The sequence below is a fragment of the Wenzhouxiangella limi genome, assembly GCF_010499265.1.
GTDB classification, from domain to species: Bacteria; Pseudomonadota; Gammaproteobacteria; order Xanthomonadales; family Wenzhouxiangellaceae; genus Wenzhouxiangella; species Wenzhouxiangella limi.
In genome coordinates, this window is record NZ_JAAGSC010000034.1 from 45,693 (window position 1) to 64,027 (window position 18,335).

Below are 18,335 nucleotides of genomic sequence, written 5' to 3' on the forward strand. Positions count from 1 at the left end.
GCAGCTACTTTACTCTTCGGCAAACGTCAATCCTTCACCCACTCAACAAAGCGCAGGGAGATTGCATTCATGCACAGTCAGGAAGAAACCCGACTTGAACAAGTCGCAACCGACGACGGCTCGGTGACATCGTCCGAGACGCCGGCCGCAGAGGCACCGGATGCGGCGGCACCCGTCAAGAAGGCGACGAAGAAAAAAGCCGCCAAGAAGAAGGCCTCGAAGAAGAAGACCACCAAGAAAAAAGCGTCCAAGAAGAAAGCCGGCAAGAAAAAGGCCAGCAAGAAAAAAACGAGCAAGAAGAAGGCAACAAAGAAAAAAGCCACCAAGAAGAAGGCTTCCAAGAAAAAGGCTTCAAAGAAAAAAGCGTCCAAGAAGAAAGCCGGGAAGAAAAAGGCCGGCAAGAAGAAAGCAACTAGGAAAAAAGCGTCCAAGAAGAAAGCCGGCAAGAAAAAAGCCGCCAAGAAGAAAAGCGGTAAGAAAAAGCGCGGCAAGAAGAAAAAGGTGACGGCGGCTGCCGGCGAGCCCATGGGTCGTTTGCTGGCCGCGGTGGAAGAGCTTCGCGCGGCCGTGATGGACATGGCCAGTTCCGAGGTCGCCTACCGTCGCAAGGCGGTGGAGGATTTCCGCGAAACTGCCAGGGCCAAGATCACCGATCTGGAATCGGCCGCCCAGAGCAGCCTGGCCCGTCTGACCGGCAAGAACTGAGATCTCCGCTTTCGCAAGTTGGCTGGAGATCAAGAAACGGGGTGGCCTTCGGGTCACCCCGTTTCGCGTTCCGGAGGCCGAAGATGTTGTTGGCTGAACTGATCGATCCCTTCCTGGACACGATCTGGTCTGAGCGAGGACTGGCCGCCCACACCATGGAGGCTTATCGGCAGGATCTGGAGCAGTTCGCGCTGGCGATCGATGGTCCGGCTCTGTCGGTCAGCCGTTCACGGTTGATGGAATACCTGTCGGTACGTCTGCGTCGGGGTGCGGCCGTCTCCAGCGTGACGCGGCAGGTCTCCTGCTTGCGCCAGTTCTTTGCCTGGGCGCAGCGCCAGGGCTATCTGAAAGACAATCCGATGGTCGATCTGCAGGCGCCCGCCCGAATTCGGCACCTGCCGCATCTGCTTTCCGAACCCGAGGTTCGCCGCCTGCTGTCACAACCCGACGCCGGGAGCGCGCTGGGGCTGCGCGATCGCGCGATCCTGGAAATACTGTACGCCACCGGCGTACGGGTCAGCGAACTGGTCGAGCTGGACCTGGCGCGACTCAACCTGGTTCGCGGTCTGGTGCGCGTGATCGGCAAGGGCGGCAAAGAGCGGCTTGTGCCGCTGGGAGAGCCCGCACAGCAGGCGGCGGAGCGCTGGCTGAAACGGGGCCGGGACCGTCTTTCGCCGGTCGGTGATCGTGTTTTCGTCTCCTGCCGCGGTCTGGCCCTGAGCCGACAGGCCGTCTGGCAGCGTATCCGCAAGCACGCGCGCGACTGCGGCATCATCGGCAACATTCATCCGCATCGGCTGCGGCACTCCTTTGCCACGCACTTGCTGGATCACGGCGCCGACCTGCGCGCGGTGCAGATGCTGCTGGGTCACGCCGATCTGGCCACCACCCAGATCTATACCCACGTCTCCCGCTCCAGGCTCAAGGCGCTGCACGCCGCCCATCACCCGCGCGGCTGAGTACTTCGGCGGGCAGGAAACTTGTCGGCTGCTCTATACTCCAAGCCGTGTCGATTCACTCGCCCGAAATTCCTCGTCAGGAGAACAATGGAATGAAACCAATCAACCTCTCAGGGCTGGCGCTTGCCGGTGTCATCCTTGCAGCAAGCGCGGTGGCCGCTGACCCGGCTGCCATTGAAGAGCGCCTTTCGGCGCTGGTGCCGGACACCTCGGAAGTCGCCATTGCCGAAACACCGTTGCCGGGCATCATGGAGGTGCGCGTGGGCAGCGACATCATCTATATGAGCGACGATGGACGCTATCTGTTTCAGGGCCGGGTCATCGACCTGGAAACGCAGCAGGACCTCACCGATGCCGCCATGGCGGATGTCCGTCGAGAGCAGATCGATGAGCTGGAGCGGTCCGAATTCGTCACCTTTGGCGAAGACGACGCTGAGTATGAGGTGCTGGTCTTCACCGATCCGGACTGCGGTTTCTGTCAGCGCCTGCACGAGAAAATGGACGAGTACCATGAAGCCGGCATTCGCATCCACTATCTGGCGTTTCCGCGCGCCGGTGAAGGTTCCCAGACTTATAACAAGATGGTTTCGGTGTGGTGCGCCGATGATCGCCAGGCGGCGATGGATGTGGCCAAGAGCGGCGGTACGCCGCGGGCCGCCACCTGCCCCAACCCGGTACTGGAGCAGTACCAGCTGGGCCAGAGCCTGGGCGTGACGGGCACGCCGTCGATGATGACGTTCGACGGCGACATGATTCCCGGGTACGTGCCGCCGGATCAGCTACGCCAACGCCTGGAAACACTGGCAGCCGGCAACGGGAGTCCCTGAACCGAACCGCGCCGCCGGACGACCAGGCGGGACGACCCCGCAGGCGCGGCGCCGCACCCCAATATCCCATGTTGCGAAAAACGCCATGATTTTTCTGCTCGGGCCGGATGCGCTGCCCGGTTTCCGGCGCCGGCAGCTGGCCGACAGCCTGAGTCAGACCCAAGGCTGCCGCATCGATGTCGCGGCCCGTGAGCTGTTCCTGCTCGATGTTGATCGCCTGTCCGCGGACGACGAGCAGCGCCTGGGTCGACTGCTTCACGCCAGGCCCTGGCGGCAGCCGGACGGTGCCGATCAGGCGTTGCTGGTCATGCCGCGGGCCGGCACTCGCACGCCCTGGGCCAGCAAAGCCGCCGACATCCTGCGTCGCTGCCAGCTGCCGCACCTGGCCGGCATCGAACGCGCCCAGCTGCTAAGTTTCGAAGGCATCGAGGTGCACGATCTGTCGGAGTCGGCCCGGCAGGCGCTCCACGATCGCATGACCCAGACGACCGTGGCTGCCGATGCCGACCTGTCCGGCTGGTTTGCACAGCCGGACCCGGCGCCGCTGGGTCGGGTCGAGCTCGGCCAGGATCCGGTTGCCGCACTGACCCGGGTCAATCAAGCGCTGGGTCTGGCGCTCAGCGTCGGGGAAATCGACTACCTGGTTTCGGCCTATCAGCGGCTGGCGCGCGATCCCACCGATGCGGAGTTGATGATGTTCGCCCAGGCCAACTCCGAGCACTGCCGGCACAAGATCTTCAACGCCAGTTGGACCGTCGACGGCCAGGCGCGCGAACCGAGCCTTTTCGGCCTGATCCGGCGAACCCATGCCCGCACCCCGCAGGGCACGCTGGTGGCCTACGACGACAACGCCGCCATCATGGAGGGGTTTGCCGGGCAGATGCTGCTGTCGCGCGCCGACGATCCGGTCTACCGGACCGAGCCGCGCGCTATCCACATCCAGATCAAGGTCGAAACCCACAATCACCCCACCGCGATCTCGCCGGATCCGGGCGCCGCCACCGGCGCCGGCGGCGAGATTCGTGACGAGACCGCGACCGGTCGCGGCGGCCGCCCGGTCGCCGCGCTGACCGGGTTCTCGGTCTCGGATCTGCGTATTCCGAATGCGCTCCAGCCCTGGGAGACCGCGCCCGAGCCGCCGGATCGGCTGGCCAGCGCGCTGGAGATCATGCGCGATGGGCCGATCGGTGCGGCGCGCTTCAACAACGAGTTTGGCCGCCCGGCGCTGCTGGGCTATTTCCGCAGCTTCTCCGCAAGGGTGAACGAACACTGGTGGGGCTACCACAAGCCCATCATGCTGGCCGGCGGCAGCGGCATGATCGCCGGCGGCCAGACCGAAAAACAGCCGCTGCGCGCGGGCGATCGCATCATCGTCCTGGGCGGGCCGGCCATGCTGATCGGCCTGGGCGGCGGGGCGGCGTCATCGATGAGCTCGGGCCAGTCGGATGCCGAGCTGGACTACGCGTCGGTGCAGCGCGGCAACCCGGAAATGCAGCGCCGTTGCCAGGAGGTCATCGATCGCTGCTGGGCGCTGGGCAAGGACAACCCGATCCGCTCCATCCACGACGTCGGTGCCGGCGGGCTGTCCAACGCGCTGCCCGAATTGCTGCACGATGGCGGCGTTGGCGGCCAGCTGGATCTGCGCGCCATCCCCAGCGCCGATCCCGGCCTCTCGCCCATGGCGATCTGGTGCAACGAGGCCCAGGAGCGCTACGTGCTGGCCATCGCACCCGAAAACCGCGATCGATTCGCGCTGCTATGTGAGCGCGAGCGCTGTCCCTGGGCGGATCTCGGGCCGGCGACCGACCAGGGCCGCCTGCACCTGGCGGATCCACTGCTGGGCGCCCCGGCCGTGGACATGGACCTGGAGTTGCTGCTGGGGCGACCGCCGAGCATGCACCGTGACGCTGTCTCCGCAGGCATGGCGGTCGAAGACCGGGGGCTGGATGATGTCGATCTCGACCAGGCCTGCGATCGCGTGCTGGCGCTGCCAACGGTGGGCAGCAAGCAGTTCCTGATTACCATCGGCGATCGCAGCGTGGGCGGCTTGAGCGTGCGCGACCAGATGGTCGGGCCGTGGCAGGTACCGGTGGCCGATCAGGCCATTGTCTTAAGCGATTACGAAGGCCTGGCCGGCGCGGCGATGAGCCTCGGCGAACGCACGCCGCTGGCGATCTGGGATGCGGCCGCGGCGGCGCGCATGGCCGTCGGCGAGGCCATCACCAACCTCGGCTCGGCCCTGGTGCCCGGCCTCGAGCGGGTCAAGCTGTCGGCCAACTGGATGGCCGCGGCCGGCAGCGAGGGCCAGGATGCGGCGCTGCGCGAGGCGGTCGAGGCGGCCAGCGAATTCTGCTGCAGGCTGGGGCTGGCCATCCCGGTCGGCAAGGACTCGCTGTCGATGCAGACGGTCTGGCATGACGGTGATCAAGAGCAGCGCATGCGCGCCCCGGTGTCGCTGATCGTCTCGGCGTTCGCGCCGGTCGAAGACGTGCGGCGCCATCTGACCCCGCAGCTGATGCCGGTGGACTCGCGCCTGGTGCTGATCGACCTGGGCAAATCGCGGCTGGGCGGCTCGGCCCTCGCCCAGGTGCTGGACCGCCCGCTGGGCGCGCTGCCCGACATCGAGGATGCCGACTGCCTGGGCCGGGCGTTCGAGGCACTGCAGGGCCTGATCCGCGAGGGTTTGGCGCTGGCCTGCCACGATCGTTCCGACGGTGGACTGTTTGTCTGCGCGCTGGAAATGGCGCTGGCCGGCCGCGTCGGCGTCCGGCTCGAGCTGGCCGAGACCGACGGGCTGCCCGCCCTGTTCAACGAAGAGCTGGGCTGGCTGGTCCAGGTTCCAGAGCGGCGCTGGCCGGAGGTCGAACAGCGCCTGGCCGAGGCGGGCCTGGCGGCGCAGACGCGGGTGGTCGGTCAAACCACCGACACGCGCTGCTTCGAAATCCAGCGGGCCGGCGAACCCTGTTTTTACCGACCGCTGACGGAACTGGCCCAGGCCTGGAGCCAGACCAGCTATCGCATGCAGCGCCTGCGCGACCATCCCGAGTGTGCTGACGAGGAATATGCCGCGCTGGCCGACCCGCACCGACCGGGGCTGGGCGCCGAGCTGTGTTTCGATGCGGCCGCTGCCCCGTCGGTGGCCGGCGGCGCGAAGCCCAGAGTCGCCATCCTGCGGGAGCAGGGCGTCAACGGCCAGCGCGAAATGGCTCAGGCGTTCATGGCGGCCGGGTTCGAGGCGGTGGATGTCCACATGAGTGATCTTGAAACCGGTCGCCAGACGCTTGCCGGCTTCCGGGGGCTGGTCGCCTGCGGCGGGTTCTCGTTCGGTGACGTGCTTGGCGCCGGGCAGGGCTGGGCCCGGTCGATTCTTTACAACCCGGCGCTGGCCGAGGCCTTCCAGTCGTTCTTTGCTGACCCGGGGCGTTTCGCCCTGGGCGTTTGCAACGGCTGCCAGATGCTCAGCGGCCTGCGCTCCATTATCCCGGGCGCGCAAGCCTGGCCGGACTTCGTCCACAACCGCTCGCGCCAGTTCGAGGCGCGCCTGAGCCAGGTTCGGATCGAGCCCTCGCCGTCGCTGTTTTTTGCCGGCATGGAAGGCTCGCGTCTGCCGATCGTGACCGCGCACGGCGAAGGTCGGGCCGATTTCGGCCACGGCGAGGCGCCGGCCGGCGTCGTGGCCCTGCGCTACGTCGACGGTCATGGGCAGATCGCGCAAAGCTATCCCGACAACCCCAACGGCTCGCCGGCCGGGATCACCGGCTTGAGCAACCAGGACGGCAGGGTAACCATCCTGATGCCGCACCCCGAGCGGCTGCTGCGGGCGGTCAATTTTTCCTGGGCGCCGGCCGAGTGGGGCGAGCGCTCGCCCTGGATGCGGATGTTTCACAATGCCCGCCAGTGGGTGGCAACGGCCTGAAGCCATGACGGAGCCTACGGATCATACGGACAAGCCGGGCAAGAATCCGGTCAAGGAGATGTTCCTGCTGGCAGCGCTGTACCTGCCGCTTGGATTTTTCCTGTGGTTCTTCGCCGCCAGCCTGCTGATGTTTCCAACCGCGCGCCTGGCGGATTTGCTTTTGACCGGTTTTTTTGGCGACATTTTCGAGCGGGTTGTCCAGCTCGGCTTCCAGCTCGAAGTCCAGACCGCGGTCATCCTAGAGCGCGAGGTCGACGGCAGGATGGCCGCGGTAAATCTTTACGTCAATCCCATGATCTATGCCTGGGGCATGGCGCTGCTGTTCGGCCTGATCATGGCTACGCCGCTGAGCGTCAAACGCCGGCTTTTCCAGATGACGATCGGGTTTGTCGTGGTCACCCTGGTCACTACCTGGGGCGTGTTCTGGGAAACCCTGACCGACCTGGCCTTCCGATCGAGCCCCGAAGCCGGCGCGGCCGCGGCTGGACTGGGGCTGGACATGAACCTGATAGCGCTGTGTTATCAGCTTGGCTATCTGATGCTGCCGGCCGTCGTCCCGATCGCGACCTGGATTCTGATGAATCGTGCATTCATCGAAAACGACATCCTGCAGCGCCCTTTGTGAACCGATCGCGGTTTACCATGGTCAGTTGAAGGGTCCAGTGGCTCCCAGGGAGATGATTCGCTCAAAATGAACATGGCGGCAAGCGCAAGCCAGGACGACTCCGGTCTCCTGCCCAGCATCAGCGTGCATCTCGAGGATCGCGCCGCCGAGCTGTGCCGGCTGCTGGTCGAGCGCGATCGGCTGCGCGAGGAAGATCTCAATCGCGCCCGCGCCTACCGCGAGCAGCACGGCGGCAACCTGCTGACGCTGCTGGTCCGCCTCGGGCTGGTCTCCGAGCGCGACCTGGCCCGGGCCCAGTCCGAGCTGCTCGATATTCCCATGATCAGCGACAAGGACTATCCCGAAGACGCGCCCGAGGTCGACGATATCTCGGTGCGCTACATGAAACAGCAGCACCTGGTGCCGATCCGCGCCACGGACGAAGGGATCGAGGTCGTGATGGCCGATCCGCAGGACGACTTCGCCCTCAAGGCGCTGAAAATGGCCACCGGTCGCGACGTGCTCGCCCGGGTCGGGATCGCCTCGGAAATCGACAACACCATCGAGCGCTACTTCGGCGGCGGCAAGTCGGCCATGGGCCAGATCGCCGAGGGCCTGGGCGGGGACGGCGAGGGCAGCGACGAGGAAGACGTCGAGCACCTGCGCGACCTGGCTTCCGAGGCGCCGGTGATCCGCCTGGTCAACCTGATCCTGCAGCGCGCGGTGGAATCGCGCGCCTCCGACATCCACATCGAGCCCTTCGAGAACCGCCTGAAAGTGCGCTACCGCATCGATGGCGTGCTGCAGGAAGTCGAAGCGCCGCCGGCCCGGTCGACCGCCGCGGTGATTTCGCGCGTCAAGATCATGGCCCGGCTCAACATCGCCGAGCGCCGCCTGCCGCAGGACGGTCGCATCATGCACCGCGTCGGCGGCAAGGAACTGGACCTGCGCGTCTCGACCGTCCCTACCGCCCACGGCGAGAGCGTGGTCATGCGTATCCTCGACCGCGAGGCGGTGGTGCTGGATTTCACCAGCCTGGGGTTTGCCGACGACGCCCGCGACACCTTCATCAAGGCCCTGGAGATGCCGCACGGCATCATCCTGGTCACCGGCCCCACCGGCTCGGGCAAGACCACCACGCTCTACACCGCATTGAGCCAGCTCAACCGGCCGGAGCGCAAGATCATCACGGTCGAGGATCCGATCGAATACCAGATCGAGGGCATCAACCAGATCCAGGCCAAGGCCTCGATCGGGCTGGATTTCGCCAGCGCGCTGCGCTCCATCGTGCGCCAGGATCCCGACGTCATCATGATCGGGGAGATGCGCGACCTGGAAACCGCGCGCATTGCCATCCAGTCGGCCCTGACCGGCCACCTGGTACTCTCGACGCTGCACACCAACGACGCCGCCGGCGGCGTGACCCGCATGCTGGACATGGGCGTGGAGGACTACCTGCTCACCTCCACGGTCAACGCCATCATGGCCCAGCGCCTGGTCCGGCGGCTCGATCCGGCCACGCGCGAGCCCTACCAGGCCCTGCCGGAGTTCGTCGAGGAACTGGGCCTGCGCGCGCTCACCGACGCCGATCCGGTCACCCTGTATCGCCCCGGTACCTCCGAGCTCAGCCCCACCGGATATCGCGGCCGGACCGGGATCCACGAAATCCTGCGCATGAGCGACGAGATCCGGCGCATGGTGATCAAGCACGCCACCGCCACCGACATCGAGCGCCAGGCCCGCGCCGAGGGCATGCGCAGCATGTACGAGGACGGCCTGCTCAAGGCGCTGGCCGGCGAGACCTCGGCCGAGGAAGTCCTGCGCGTGACCCAGGAGGCCTGAGCGCGATCGCCATGGCGCTGTTCGAGTACAAGGCGGTCACCCCGGCCGGAGAGACCCTGACCGGCGAGATGGAGGCCCCCAGTCAGGACCTGGTCATCGCCCGGCTGCAGGAGATGGGCAATATCCCGGTCTCGGCCAGAGAAGTCGGCAGCGGCCTGCGCCTGGGCAGCCTGCTGCGCGGTCGCCGCGGTTTAAAGCAGCGCGAGGTCGGCGATCTGACCCAGCAGCTGGCCACCCTGCTCGGCGCCGGCCTGCCGCTGGACCGCTCGCTGGGCATTCTGGCCGAGCTGGCCGACAGCGAGCGCGTGCGCGAGCTGGTCGAGCAGGTCCGCAACCACGTACGCGAGGGCGGCTCGCTGTCGGAGGGTCTGGAGCAGCGCCACGGCGTGTTTTCGCGCTTCTACGTCAACATGGTCCGGGCCGGCGAGATCGGCGGCTCGCTGGACCAGACGCTCGCGCGCATGGCCGAGTACATGGAGCGCGCCAAGGAGCTCAAGGACGGCGTGGTCTCGGCGCTGATCTACCCGGCCCTGCTGGTGGTGCTGGCGGTGGCCTCGCTGATCTTGCTCATGGTCTACGTGATCCCGCAGTTCACGCCCATGTTCGAGGACTTCGGCGGCGAGCTGCCCCTGCTGACCCAGATTGTGGTCGGGGTGGGCGATGTGCTGCAGAACTACTGGTGGGCGCTGATCGCGTCCGCGCTGGTGCTGGTGCTCTGGTTTCGCGGCCAGATGCGCCGGCCGGCCTCGCGGCGAGCCTGGGACGGGCGGTTTTTGCGCACCCGCTGGCTCGGAGACGTGATCGCCAAGATCGAAACCGCCCGCCTGACCCGAACCACGGGGACGCTGCTGGTCAACGGTGTACCGCTGTTGTCGGCACTTTCGATCGCGAAAAATGTCATGACTAACACGGTGCTGGCCGAGGACGTGGCCGAGGCGGCCAAGGCGGTCAAGACCGGCTCGCCGCTGGCCCGGGCGCTGGTCAAGAGCGATCATTTTCCGCGCCTGGCGCTGCAGATGGTCAACGTGGGCGAAGAGACCGGCAAGCTCGACGAGATGCTGCTGAAAGTCGCCGACACCTACGACCGCGAGGTCAAGACCACGATCGATCGGCTGATGGCCCTGCTGGTGCCGGCGCTGACCCTGGGCCTGGCGATGCTGATCGGCGTGATCGTGATGTCGGTGCTGATGGCCATACTGAGTATCAACGAACTGATTGCCTAAAAAGCCCGTGGGCTCAAGGCGCCAACCCGAGGTAAGACGAATGATGAAAGCAAAGACATCCCAGGGTTTCTCCCTGATCGAGCTGCTGGTGGTCCTGGTGATCCTGGGCCTGATTGCCGGCCTGGTGGTACCCAACGTGATGCAGCGCGGCGAAGACGCCAAGGTGCGCGCGGCCGACGCCGAGATCCAGCGCATCTCCATGGCCGTCGACGAGTTCTACCTGGATACCGGCCGCGCCCCGCGCGAACTCCGCGAACTGGTCGAGCGGCCGGCCAACGTCAACAACTGGAACGGGCCGTACATCAACGCCTCGAACCTGAACGACCCCTGGGACAACCCCTACAACTACCGCTATCCCGGCGAACACCGGTCCTTCGATATTTTCAGCCACGGCGCCGACGGCGCCCCCGGCGGCGAAGGCCCCAACGCCCGCATCGCCAACTGGGATTGAGTCGCGGTGACGGCATCGCGGTGACGGCTTTGGCGCAAAGGCATGCAGGTCCCGGACGCGCGCTTTGGCGGTCCGGGGCGCCGCGGCGGCTGCGCGGTCACGGTGGTTTTACCCTGATCGAGCTGATGGTGGTCATGATGCTGGTCATGCTGCTGTTTGCCGTCGTCGGGGTGTCGGTTAGTCGCTCGGTCGAAGGCGCGGAGCTGCGCAGCGTGGAGCGTGAAATCGTCGCCGGCCTGCGCCACACCCGCGGCCAGGCCATCATCCAGCGCGCCCAGCAGGTCTTTACCGTCGACAGCGAGCGTCGCACCTGGCAGTCGGCCGGCCGCGACCCGGTCGAGTTGCCCGAGGGACTGGAGATCACTATGAACACCGCCCGCTCCGAGCTGACCGGGGAGGGTATCGGCAACATCCGCTTCTACCCTGATGGTGCCTCGACCGGCGGCAGTATCGTGCTCCAGGCCCAGGAGCGCGAATGGCATATCGCCGTGGCCTGGCTGACCGGAGAAATCAGCCGCGACCGCGAGCGGGAAGAGGAGCGCAACTGGTGAGCCTTTCTGGCCGCCAGCAGGGCTTCACCCTGATTGAGGTGATGGCCGCGTTTGTTGTCTTTTCGCTGCTGTTCGGCGTCACCCTGCAGATCCTGTCGACCTCGATGAGCAACACCCGCCGCGCCGGTGATTACACCCAGGCCGCGCTGTGGGCGCAGTCGGTGCTCGACGTGGCCGGCCTGGAGAACATGCTCGAGCCGGGCACGACCTCGGGCCGTTTCGACGAGCGCTTCTCCTGGACGCTGGAGGTCAGCGAGGAACAGGTGTTCGACGACCGCGGGCTCGATCCGAACGAGCTGCCGGTGGCGCTGTACCACCTGCGCCTGGTGGTCGAGTGGGGCGAGAACCCCACCCGTGAGGCGGTCTTCGAGACCCTGCGCGGCGTCGACGTCAACTGGGAACAGCGGCAGCAGGACGGGGTGTAGCCTGATGCGGCGAACACACGGCTTTACCCTGATCGAGGTGATGCTGGCCATCACCCTGGTGGCGCTGATCATGGGCATGGCCTACGGCGGCTTTCGCGCCAGCATTCGCGCGACCACCAGCGGCGAGGAGCGGATTGAGGAAACCAACCGCCTGCGCGTCACCCATCAATTCGTCCGCCGCCAGCTCAGCCAGGCCCGCTCCCTGATCATCGAGCAGCCTGAGGATATGGAAGAAGGCGAACAGATTCGGTTTGAAGGCGAGGCCGAGCGCGTGCGCTTCGTCGCGCCCATGCCGGGTTACCTGAGCTATGGCGGGGCTTACGTGCAGGAGTTCAGCCTCGAGCGCGGCGAGGACGGCCTGGACCTGGTCTTTTACTTCGCCCTGCTCAACGGCTATCTGCCCGGCGATCTGGAAGACAGCGAAGGCGTCGTGTTGCTGGAAGGGCTGGAGGACGGCGGGTTTTTCTTCATGGATCTGGACGAAGAAGACCAGACGCCCTACTGGGCAGATTTCTGGGAAGAAACGGCGCGTCTGCCGTTGGCGGTTGGGCTCAATATTGATATGGGGCGTATCGATGGCCTGAACTGGCCGGAACTGGTCACGCCGGTGATGGTCGATAGCGGCGGCGCTGGCACCGGCGCGCGCGGCGAAGTTCGCAGAGGAGTTGAACTGCTGGGCGGGCGTCGTCGTGCGCCGCGAGCGAGGCAATGAGAAAGTTTTCGCAAACGCACTCGCAGGGTATCGCCCTGATTGTTGTCCTCTGGGTGCTGACTCTATTGACGATTGTCGTTGGGGTGTACGCTGTTCTGGCGCGCACTGAGGGTTTGCAGGCCCGCTACCTGTTTGACACCACGGCGGCCCGCTACGCGGCTGAAGCCGGCGTTCATCGAGCCGTTTTTGAGCTCCGAAATCCGGATATGGAGACCCGTTGGGTGGCAGACGGCAGGCCATATGGGCTCACATTCGGAGAAGCAGAAATCGAGATTCGGGTTGCAGACGAGACGGGCCGCGTCGATCTCAACAACGCCGAAGAGGAATTTCTGGCTGAACTGTTCATGGCCCAGGGTGTCGAGGAACAGGAAGCGATATTCATGGCCGCCGCGATCGCCGACTGGCGCGATACCGATGACCTGATGCGAGTCTACGGCGCCGAGATCGATGAATACGTCGCGGCGGGTTATCCTTACGGGCCGGCCAACGAGCCGTTCGGCACCGTCGAGGAGCTGCAGCAGGTCATCGGCATGACCTATCCGCTGTTTCAGCAGGTCGAGCCGCTGCTGACCGTAGACGGCGGTGGCGAGGTCAATCCGGCGTTTGCGCCGGTCGAGGTGCTGGCGCTGCTGCCGGACATGGACCGGGAGCTGGCCGAGCTGTTTGTCGAGGAGCGCGAAATGGCTCACCCGGCCGACGTCAACGCGCTGATGATGCCAAACGGTCAGATGGTGAGTCTGCGCAGCCGCGGCCGGGCCTACCGCATTCGCTCGCGGGCCGAGCTGGACAACGGCGCCTGGACCGTGATCGAGGCGACCGTGGCCTTGGGCAATACCACGCGCGGCCGCCCGTTTCGGGTGCTGCGCTGGCAAGAACAGGTTGAGGAGTGATGGTCGAAAAGACCCAGTTCGACGACATCGTCAAAACGCTGCGGGCGCGCTACCTGGCCAGCCCGCTGGCGGCGTTTCTTGGCTGGTGGCGCAGCGAGCTGTCCGCGCTGATCCCCGCGCGCTGGCGCCGGCGCATGATCGCGCCGGTCCCGCGCCTGTGGCTGCTGACCGTGGACGAGGCGGGCACACTGGAGGTCTGGCGCGGCGGCGAGGTGCCCGAAAAACTGGATACCTTTGGCGCGGCTGAAGACCCGGGCCTGGTGCGCACGCGCTGGCAAAACCACCTGCACTCGTTTCAAGAGGGCGAGCCTGAGGTCGCCCTGCTGCTGCCGCCCGATTTGGTGCTGGAAGCGCCGGTCGACCTGCCGCTGGCGGTGGAGTCCAACCTCGACCAGGCGGTCAGCTACCAGCTCGACCAGCTCACGCCGTTTCGCGCCGACCAGGTCTGGCACGATTTCCGTGTTGTTGAGCGTGAGACCGACAGTGGCCGTCTGCGTCTGGATATGCGGCTTGTGCCTCGAAGTCGCCTGGAGGCGGTGCTGGACAGGATCGAGGCGATTGGAGTTCGGCTGCATCTTATGGACAGCGCGCGCCTGGATCCGGCCGCGGGGCGGGTGGCCGGCAAGGAAGGCTTCAACCTGCTGCCCGAATCCATGCAAAGCGGCTACGTCGACCGCCGCGCGCGGTTGAACTGGGCGCTGGGGCTGGCCGGCGTGCTGTTGCTGGCGCTGGTCATGGCCCAGTCGCTGTGGCTGCGCGAGCGCAGCAATGAGCAGTTGCGCGCCGAGCTGGATACGCTCAGAAGCCAGGCCGAGGAAGTCATGGCCCTGCAGCGCGAACTCGACGACGCGGTGGCCGCGGCGAACTTCCTGGCCGAGCATCGCCAGGCCCAGCCGGTGATGATGAACGTGCTCGACGAAATCACCCGGGTGTTGCCCAACGACATGTGGCTGCAGCAGGTCCAGGTGCGCGACAGCGAGCTGATCATGACCGGCATGGCCAATGGCTCGCAGCGACTGATCGAGCTGGTCAACGACTCTTACCTGTTCAGCGAGACCGAATTCCGGGGATCGGTCAGTATCGATCCCAACAGCGGCCAGGAGCGATTCAACCTCCGGGCCACAATCACCCCGTGGGGACTTCAGGATGCAGTGGCTGCCGGAACGCAAGAATAATCGCCCGCTGGCCGTCGGCCTGCTGATCATCGCCGCCATCCTGGTTTACATAGGCGGTTTTCACTGGTTCGTGGTCCGCCACGCCGAGTTGGCGTCAGAATCCGATCGGCTGGAGCAGCAGGCCGCGCGCTTCAAGGCGGCCGTGGCCCGCGAGCCCGATCTCCAGGCCCGGCTGGCGGAGTTGCGCGAGCAGCGCGCTGGCAACACTCTGTTTTTGCAGGAGAACGGCTTCAGCTCGGCGGCCGCCTCGCTGACACGGCAGCTGCGTGAGATCATCGACAGCGAGGCGCTGCAGCCGGAGTTTTGCACGGTGCAGGCGACCCAGAACATTCCTGATCAGGAGCCTGAGCGCTTTGAGCAGGTAACGGTCAATGTCCGCATGCAGTGTCCGCTGGACGATATCAGTCGGGTGCTCTACGCGCTGGAAGACCGCGAGCCGCTGGTTTTCGTGGATAATCTCATGGTTCGCCAGCGCATCTCGGCAGATCGGGCCGGCCGTCGCGGGGCCGGCAGCTACGGTCGGGTGGAGATCAGCTTCAATATGTACGGATTCCTGACCGAGGCCGCATCGCGCAGTTCATGATCGATACCCGCAACAACCTGCTCACCACTTTGCTTGCCGGCCTGATCGGTCTGACCATACTGGTCGGGCTGGCGCTGTTCATGCTGTTGGGGCGGGTCAATCTGGAGCGTATCGCCCCCGAGGGTGAAACCCGCGTCCCCAGGGTGGCGGTCGCGTCGCCGGAAAAAGGGCTGGAAGCCTTCGACGAATACGGCGAGATTTACCGCCGGCCGGTGTTTTTCTCCGACCGGCGCCTGCCGGTGATCGCCATGGCGGAAGTGGAAGAAGAACCGGAAATCGAAGAAGAGATCGAGGAAGAAGAACCCATTCCCGACCTCAACGCAAGCGTGGCGGGCATCATCATCACCCCCGATATGCGAATGGCCATGATCCGCGACCAGGAAGCCGACCGCACCGTACTGCTGCGCGAGGGCATGAGCCTGGAGGGCGAGCAGGCGGCCTGGAAACTGGATCGCATCGACTCGCGCCTGGTCCAGTTCGTCTCTGTCGACGGCCAGAGCACGGGACTGGAACTTGAGATCAACACCCGTGGTCTGACCCGCCCGACGCGCACGAGAAGTGATGCCGGAGAGGAGCCGCCCGCCGAACAGGAACAAGCGGAGGACCCCGAACAAGAGGAAGCCGACGCCGAGGCGCTGTCGCGGGCAGAAGAAATCCGTCGCCGCGTGGCCGAACGTCGCGCCGAACTCAGAGCGGAGGCCGAGCGCCGCGCCCGCGAACAACAGGATAAACAATGAAGTTCCAATTTCTTCCGTTTGCGACTGTCTTCCTGCTGGCCGCCTGCAGCAGCACGCCGCACAAGACCGTGCCCGAAGAAGGCGAACAGGTTCGGGTGACCGGAGACGCTGCACCCGTGGCCGTCGAGCCCGACGACGAGATTCTTCTGGGTGCCCCGGACGATGCCGATGAATCGTCGAGCGAGGCGGCCTTTTCCGAAAGCGAGCGCTTCCCTGGCTCGGGTCTGTTTATCGACGACTCCGTGACCCGACCCCGAGCCGAACCCCCCGGGGAAGACGGCGAGATCACCCTGAATTTCGAAGGCCAGGGCATCCAGGAGGTCGTCCAGGCTGTTCTCGGTCATCTGTTTCAGGAAAATTACACCATCGCCCCGGGGGTTTCCGGCGAGGTGACCTTCGCCACCGCCCGCCCGCTGACCCGTGAGCAAGTCATGCCGGTGCTCGAGATGCTGCTGCGCTGGAATGGAGCCACCCTGATCTGGCGCGAGGGCCGCTACCACGTCCTGCCGATTAACGAGGCAGTGCGCGGCAATCTGGTGCCGCGCTTCGATTCGGCCGAAAACGGCCGCGGCTACGAGGTCATGGTGGTGCCGCTGAGCTACATCGCGCCTAGCCAGATGGCCGAGGTGCTCGAGCCCTACGCCCGCGAGGACGGCGTGTTCAGGGCCGACAACGCCCGCAGCCTGCTGTTTCTGGCCGGCACGCCGTACGAGTTGCGCAACTACCTGCAGATCATCGAGACCTTCGACGTCGACTGGCTCGCCGGCATGTCGGTGGGGATGTTCAGCCTGGAGCGCATCGAGGTCGCCGAGCTGCTGCCGGAGCTTGAAGCGGTGTTCGGCGAGGGCGGCGAGACGCCGCTGGCCGGCATGTTCCGATTCCTGCCGCTGGAGCGGCTCAACGCGCTCATGGTAATCACCCCCAACGAGGAGTATCTGGACAAGGCCGAGCGCTGGATCCGCCGGCTGGACCGCTCCAGCCCCGAAGCGGGTTCCCGTCTGTACGTCTATCGCGTCAAGAATCTGGAGGCCGACGTGCTGGCCGGCTACCTGGGCGATATTTTTGGCACCAGCGGCTCGCGCAGTGCCAATCAGCGCGCCGATCGCGGCGATCTGGCGCCGGGCATGGAGCCGGCCTCGGTCAGCAGCGTGGGTGAATTCCAGCGCTCGCGCGGCGAGCAGTCCGAGGGCGAGGACCAGCCGCGCGCCACCGAGGGCGGTCTGGCCCTGGGCGATAACGAGGACGTCCGGGTCACCGCCGTGACCGAGACCAACTCTTTGCTGATCCAGTCCTCGCCCAGCCAGTACGACGCCATTCTCTCGGCCATCCAGCGCCTGGACGAGGAGCCGCTGCAGGTGCTGGTTGAGGCCCAGGTGCTGATCGTGGAGCTGACCGACCAGTTGCGCTACGGGGTCAGCTGGTTCCTGGCCAACGAGGGCCCGGAACAGGGCGGCCCGTCCCTGCCGGACGGTTTTGCGCCGTCGCGCGACCAGAACGCCCTGATCTTCGGCGCCGGGACCAACGTATTGGGCACCGTCACCCGGCGGGCGGTGGACCGGACCTTCGTGGCCGCCACCATTGACGCGCTGGAGACCGTCTCCAACGTCAGGACCATTTCCTCGCCCTCGCTGATGGTACGCAACAACTCAAGCGCCAACATCAACGTCGGCAACCAGCTGCCCGTCCAGTCGACCAGCTTTATCGGGGGGTCGGTGGGCAGCACCGGCAGCACCATCGGCAACGTCCAGTTCATCAGTACTGGCGTAACGCTGAATGTGACGCCCCGGGTCAACCCTGGCGGTCTGGTCTACCTGGAAATTCGCCAGGAAGTGTCCTCTCCGGGCGCGCCCGGCGTGGGTGACAATCCGACTGTCAATACCCGTTCAATCGAAACGGACGTGGCCGTGCAGTCCGGCCAGACCGTCATGCTCGGCGGACTGATCCAGGACGAAGAGACCGAATCGCGCTCCGGCGTGCCCGGCCTGCAGCGCATTCCCGGCCTGGGCGCGCTGTTCCGCCAGAGTCGCAACGACATGACCCGCACCGAGACGCTGGTCTTGATCACACCGTCGGTGATCGAGTCGACTGAGCGCTTGCAAGAGGTTTCGGATGAGATGACCCGCGAATTCCGCGGCCTGCGGCCGCTACGCGATCGGCGGCTCGACTGAGAACCTATGAAATTTCACCTCCGAAGAACAGGAAATCCATGAAAAACAAGCTATTGAAGATCCCGGTCGCGCTGGGGCTCGCCCTGGCGCTCAGCGCCTGCGGAGGCCCGGCCGAGCCCGAACAGACCCTTGAAGAGCGCGTCATGGCGCGCTGGCAGCACATGATCGAGCGGGATTTTGAGGCCGCGTGGGAGTACTACACGCCCGGATTCCAGCAGACAACTCCCCGGGAGGACTTCGCGGATGACATGGGTCGACGACCCATCCGCTGGCAGTCCAGTAATTTGATCCGCTCGGAATGTGAGAAAGAATCTTGCTCCGTTTGGGTGGAGGTCGAGTACCAACCGGTTGGGGCGCCGGGGCCTCTCCGTGAGATGCGTCCGGTGCGGATCAACGAGGAAAGATGGCTGCAGATCGAAGGTCAATGGTGGTTTTCGCCCACATGATTGCTTTACATCGGCAGGTGATTTATCCTACAATCTCCGGTGCAGGCTTAGGGTCAGGGAGAATTGATCCTGCCGCGCTTGATTACACAGAGCCCTGTGTCCAACAACTTTAGGAGTGTTG

17 protein-coding genes are annotated in these 18,335 nt (G+C 65.4%); all 17 read left to right on the forward strand.

All coding sequences use genetic code 11. From position 1 onward, the window contains the following. Positions 1 to 69 precede the first annotated feature (69 nt). The 17 genes from G3I74_RS15660 (at position 70) to G3I74_RS04440 (ending at position 18,214) form a co-directional block, all read left to right on the forward strand. Positions 70 to 705: a hypothetical protein gene (locus tag G3I74_RS15660; protein ID WP_203594536.1), complete on the forward strand. Its 636-nt coding sequence runs from the start codon at positions 70 to 72 to the stop codon at positions 703 to 705. Positions 706 to 788: 83 nt separating this feature from the next. Further along, positions 789 to 1,664 carry a site-specific tyrosine recombinase XerD gene (xerD, locus tag G3I74_RS04365; RefSeq protein ID WP_164210370.1) on the forward strand — a complete coding sequence of 292 codons (876 nt, stop codon included), beginning with the start codon at positions 789 to 791 and terminating at the stop codon, positions 1,662 to 1,664. Positions 1,665 to 1,756: 92 nt separating this feature from the next. Beyond that, positions 1,757 to 2,491 carry a DsbC family protein gene (locus tag G3I74_RS04370; RefSeq protein ID WP_164210371.1) on the forward strand — a complete coding sequence of 245 codons (735 nt, stop codon included), beginning with the start codon at positions 1,757 to 1,759 and terminating at the stop codon, positions 2,489 to 2,491. Between the two features lie 85 nt (positions 2,492 to 2,576). Next, positions 2,577 to 6,407 (forward strand): phosphoribosylformylglycinamidine synthase, encoded by a 3,831-nt coding sequence (gene purL / locus G3I74_RS04375; RefSeq protein WP_164210372.1) that lies wholly within the window; start codon positions 2,577 to 2,579, stop codon positions 6,405 to 6,407. Positions 6,408 to 6,411: 4 nt separating this feature from the next. Next, positions 6,412 to 7,032, forward strand: a complete 621-nt coding sequence (locus G3I74_RS04380; RefSeq protein WP_164210373.1) for an exosortase H-associated membrane protein — start codon at positions 6,412 to 6,414, stop codon at positions 7,030 to 7,032. Between the two features lie 66 nt (positions 7,033 to 7,098). Beyond that, positions 7,099 to 8,853, forward strand: a complete 1,755-nt coding sequence (gene gspE / locus G3I74_RS04385; protein WP_164210374.1) for a type II secretion system ATPase GspE — start codon at positions 7,099 to 7,101, stop codon at positions 8,851 to 8,853. Between the two features lie 11 nt (positions 8,854 to 8,864). Continuing rightward, entirely contained in the window at positions 8,865 to 10,076 is a 1,212-nt protein-coding gene (locus G3I74_RS04390) for a type II secretion system F family protein (protein ID WP_164210375.1), read from the forward strand. Positions 10,077 to 10,119: 43 nt separating this feature from the next. Then, the gene (gene gspG, locus G3I74_RS04395) at positions 10,120 to 10,527 is read left to right on the forward strand and encodes a type II secretion system major pseudopilin GspG (RefSeq protein WP_203594537.1); all 408 of its coding nucleotides are present in this window, start codon (positions 10,120 to 10,122) and stop codon (positions 10,525 to 10,527) included. Beyond that, entirely contained in the window at positions 10,524 to 11,078 is a 555-nt protein-coding gene (locus tag G3I74_RS04400) for a GspH/FimT family protein (RefSeq protein WP_164210377.1), read from the forward strand. Before gspG ends, G3I74_RS04400 begins: the two co-directional genes overlap by 4 nt. Then, on the forward strand, positions 11,075 to 11,503 hold the full coding sequence (locus G3I74_RS04405) for a prepilin-type N-terminal cleavage/methylation domain-containing protein (protein ID WP_164210378.1): 429 nt from the start codon (positions 11,075 to 11,077) through the stop codon (positions 11,501 to 11,503). Before G3I74_RS04400 ends, G3I74_RS04405 begins: the two co-directional genes overlap by 4 nt. Positions 11,504 to 11,507: 4 nt before the next feature. Beyond that, positions 11,508 to 12,215, forward strand: coding sequence for a prepilin-type N-terminal cleavage/methylation domain-containing protein (locus tag G3I74_RS04410; protein WP_164210379.1), 708 nt, complete (start codon positions 11,508 to 11,510; stop codon positions 12,213 to 12,215). Then, a complete protein-coding gene (locus G3I74_RS04415; protein WP_164210380.1) occupies positions 12,212 to 13,105 on the forward strand; it encodes a type II secretion system minor pseudopilin in 894 nt (297 codons plus the stop codon). The genes G3I74_RS04410 and G3I74_RS04415 overlap by 4 nt, the downstream gene beginning before the upstream one ends. Then, entirely contained in the window at positions 13,105 to 14,280 is a 1,176-nt protein-coding gene (locus tag G3I74_RS04420) for a PilN domain-containing protein (RefSeq protein ID WP_164210381.1), read from the forward strand. Before G3I74_RS04415 ends, G3I74_RS04420 begins: the two co-directional genes overlap by 1 nt. Continuing rightward, positions 14,252 to 14,863 carry a type II secretion system protein GspM gene (gspM, locus tag G3I74_RS04425; RefSeq protein ID WP_164210382.1) on the forward strand — a complete coding sequence of 204 codons (612 nt, stop codon included), beginning with the start codon at positions 14,252 to 14,254 and terminating at the stop codon, positions 14,861 to 14,863. Before G3I74_RS04420 ends, gspM begins: the two co-directional genes overlap by 29 nt. Further along, a complete protein-coding gene (locus tag G3I74_RS04430) occupies positions 14,860 to 15,600 on the forward strand; it encodes a hypothetical protein (RefSeq protein ID WP_164210383.1) in 741 nt (246 codons plus the stop codon). Before gspM ends, G3I74_RS04430 begins: the two co-directional genes overlap by 4 nt. Then, complete coding sequence (gspD, locus tag G3I74_RS04435; protein ID WP_164210384.1) at positions 15,597 to 17,768, forward strand: type II secretion system secretin GspD; 2,172 nt, start codon at positions 15,597 to 15,599, stop codon at positions 17,766 to 17,768. The genes G3I74_RS04430 and gspD overlap by 4 nt, the downstream gene beginning before the upstream one ends. Positions 17,769 to 17,806: 38 nt before the next feature. Beyond that, entirely contained in the window at positions 17,807 to 18,214 is a 408-nt protein-coding gene (locus G3I74_RS04440; protein ID WP_164210385.1) for a hypothetical protein, read from the forward strand. The last annotated feature ends 121 nt before the right edge of the window (positions 18,215 to 18,335 follow it).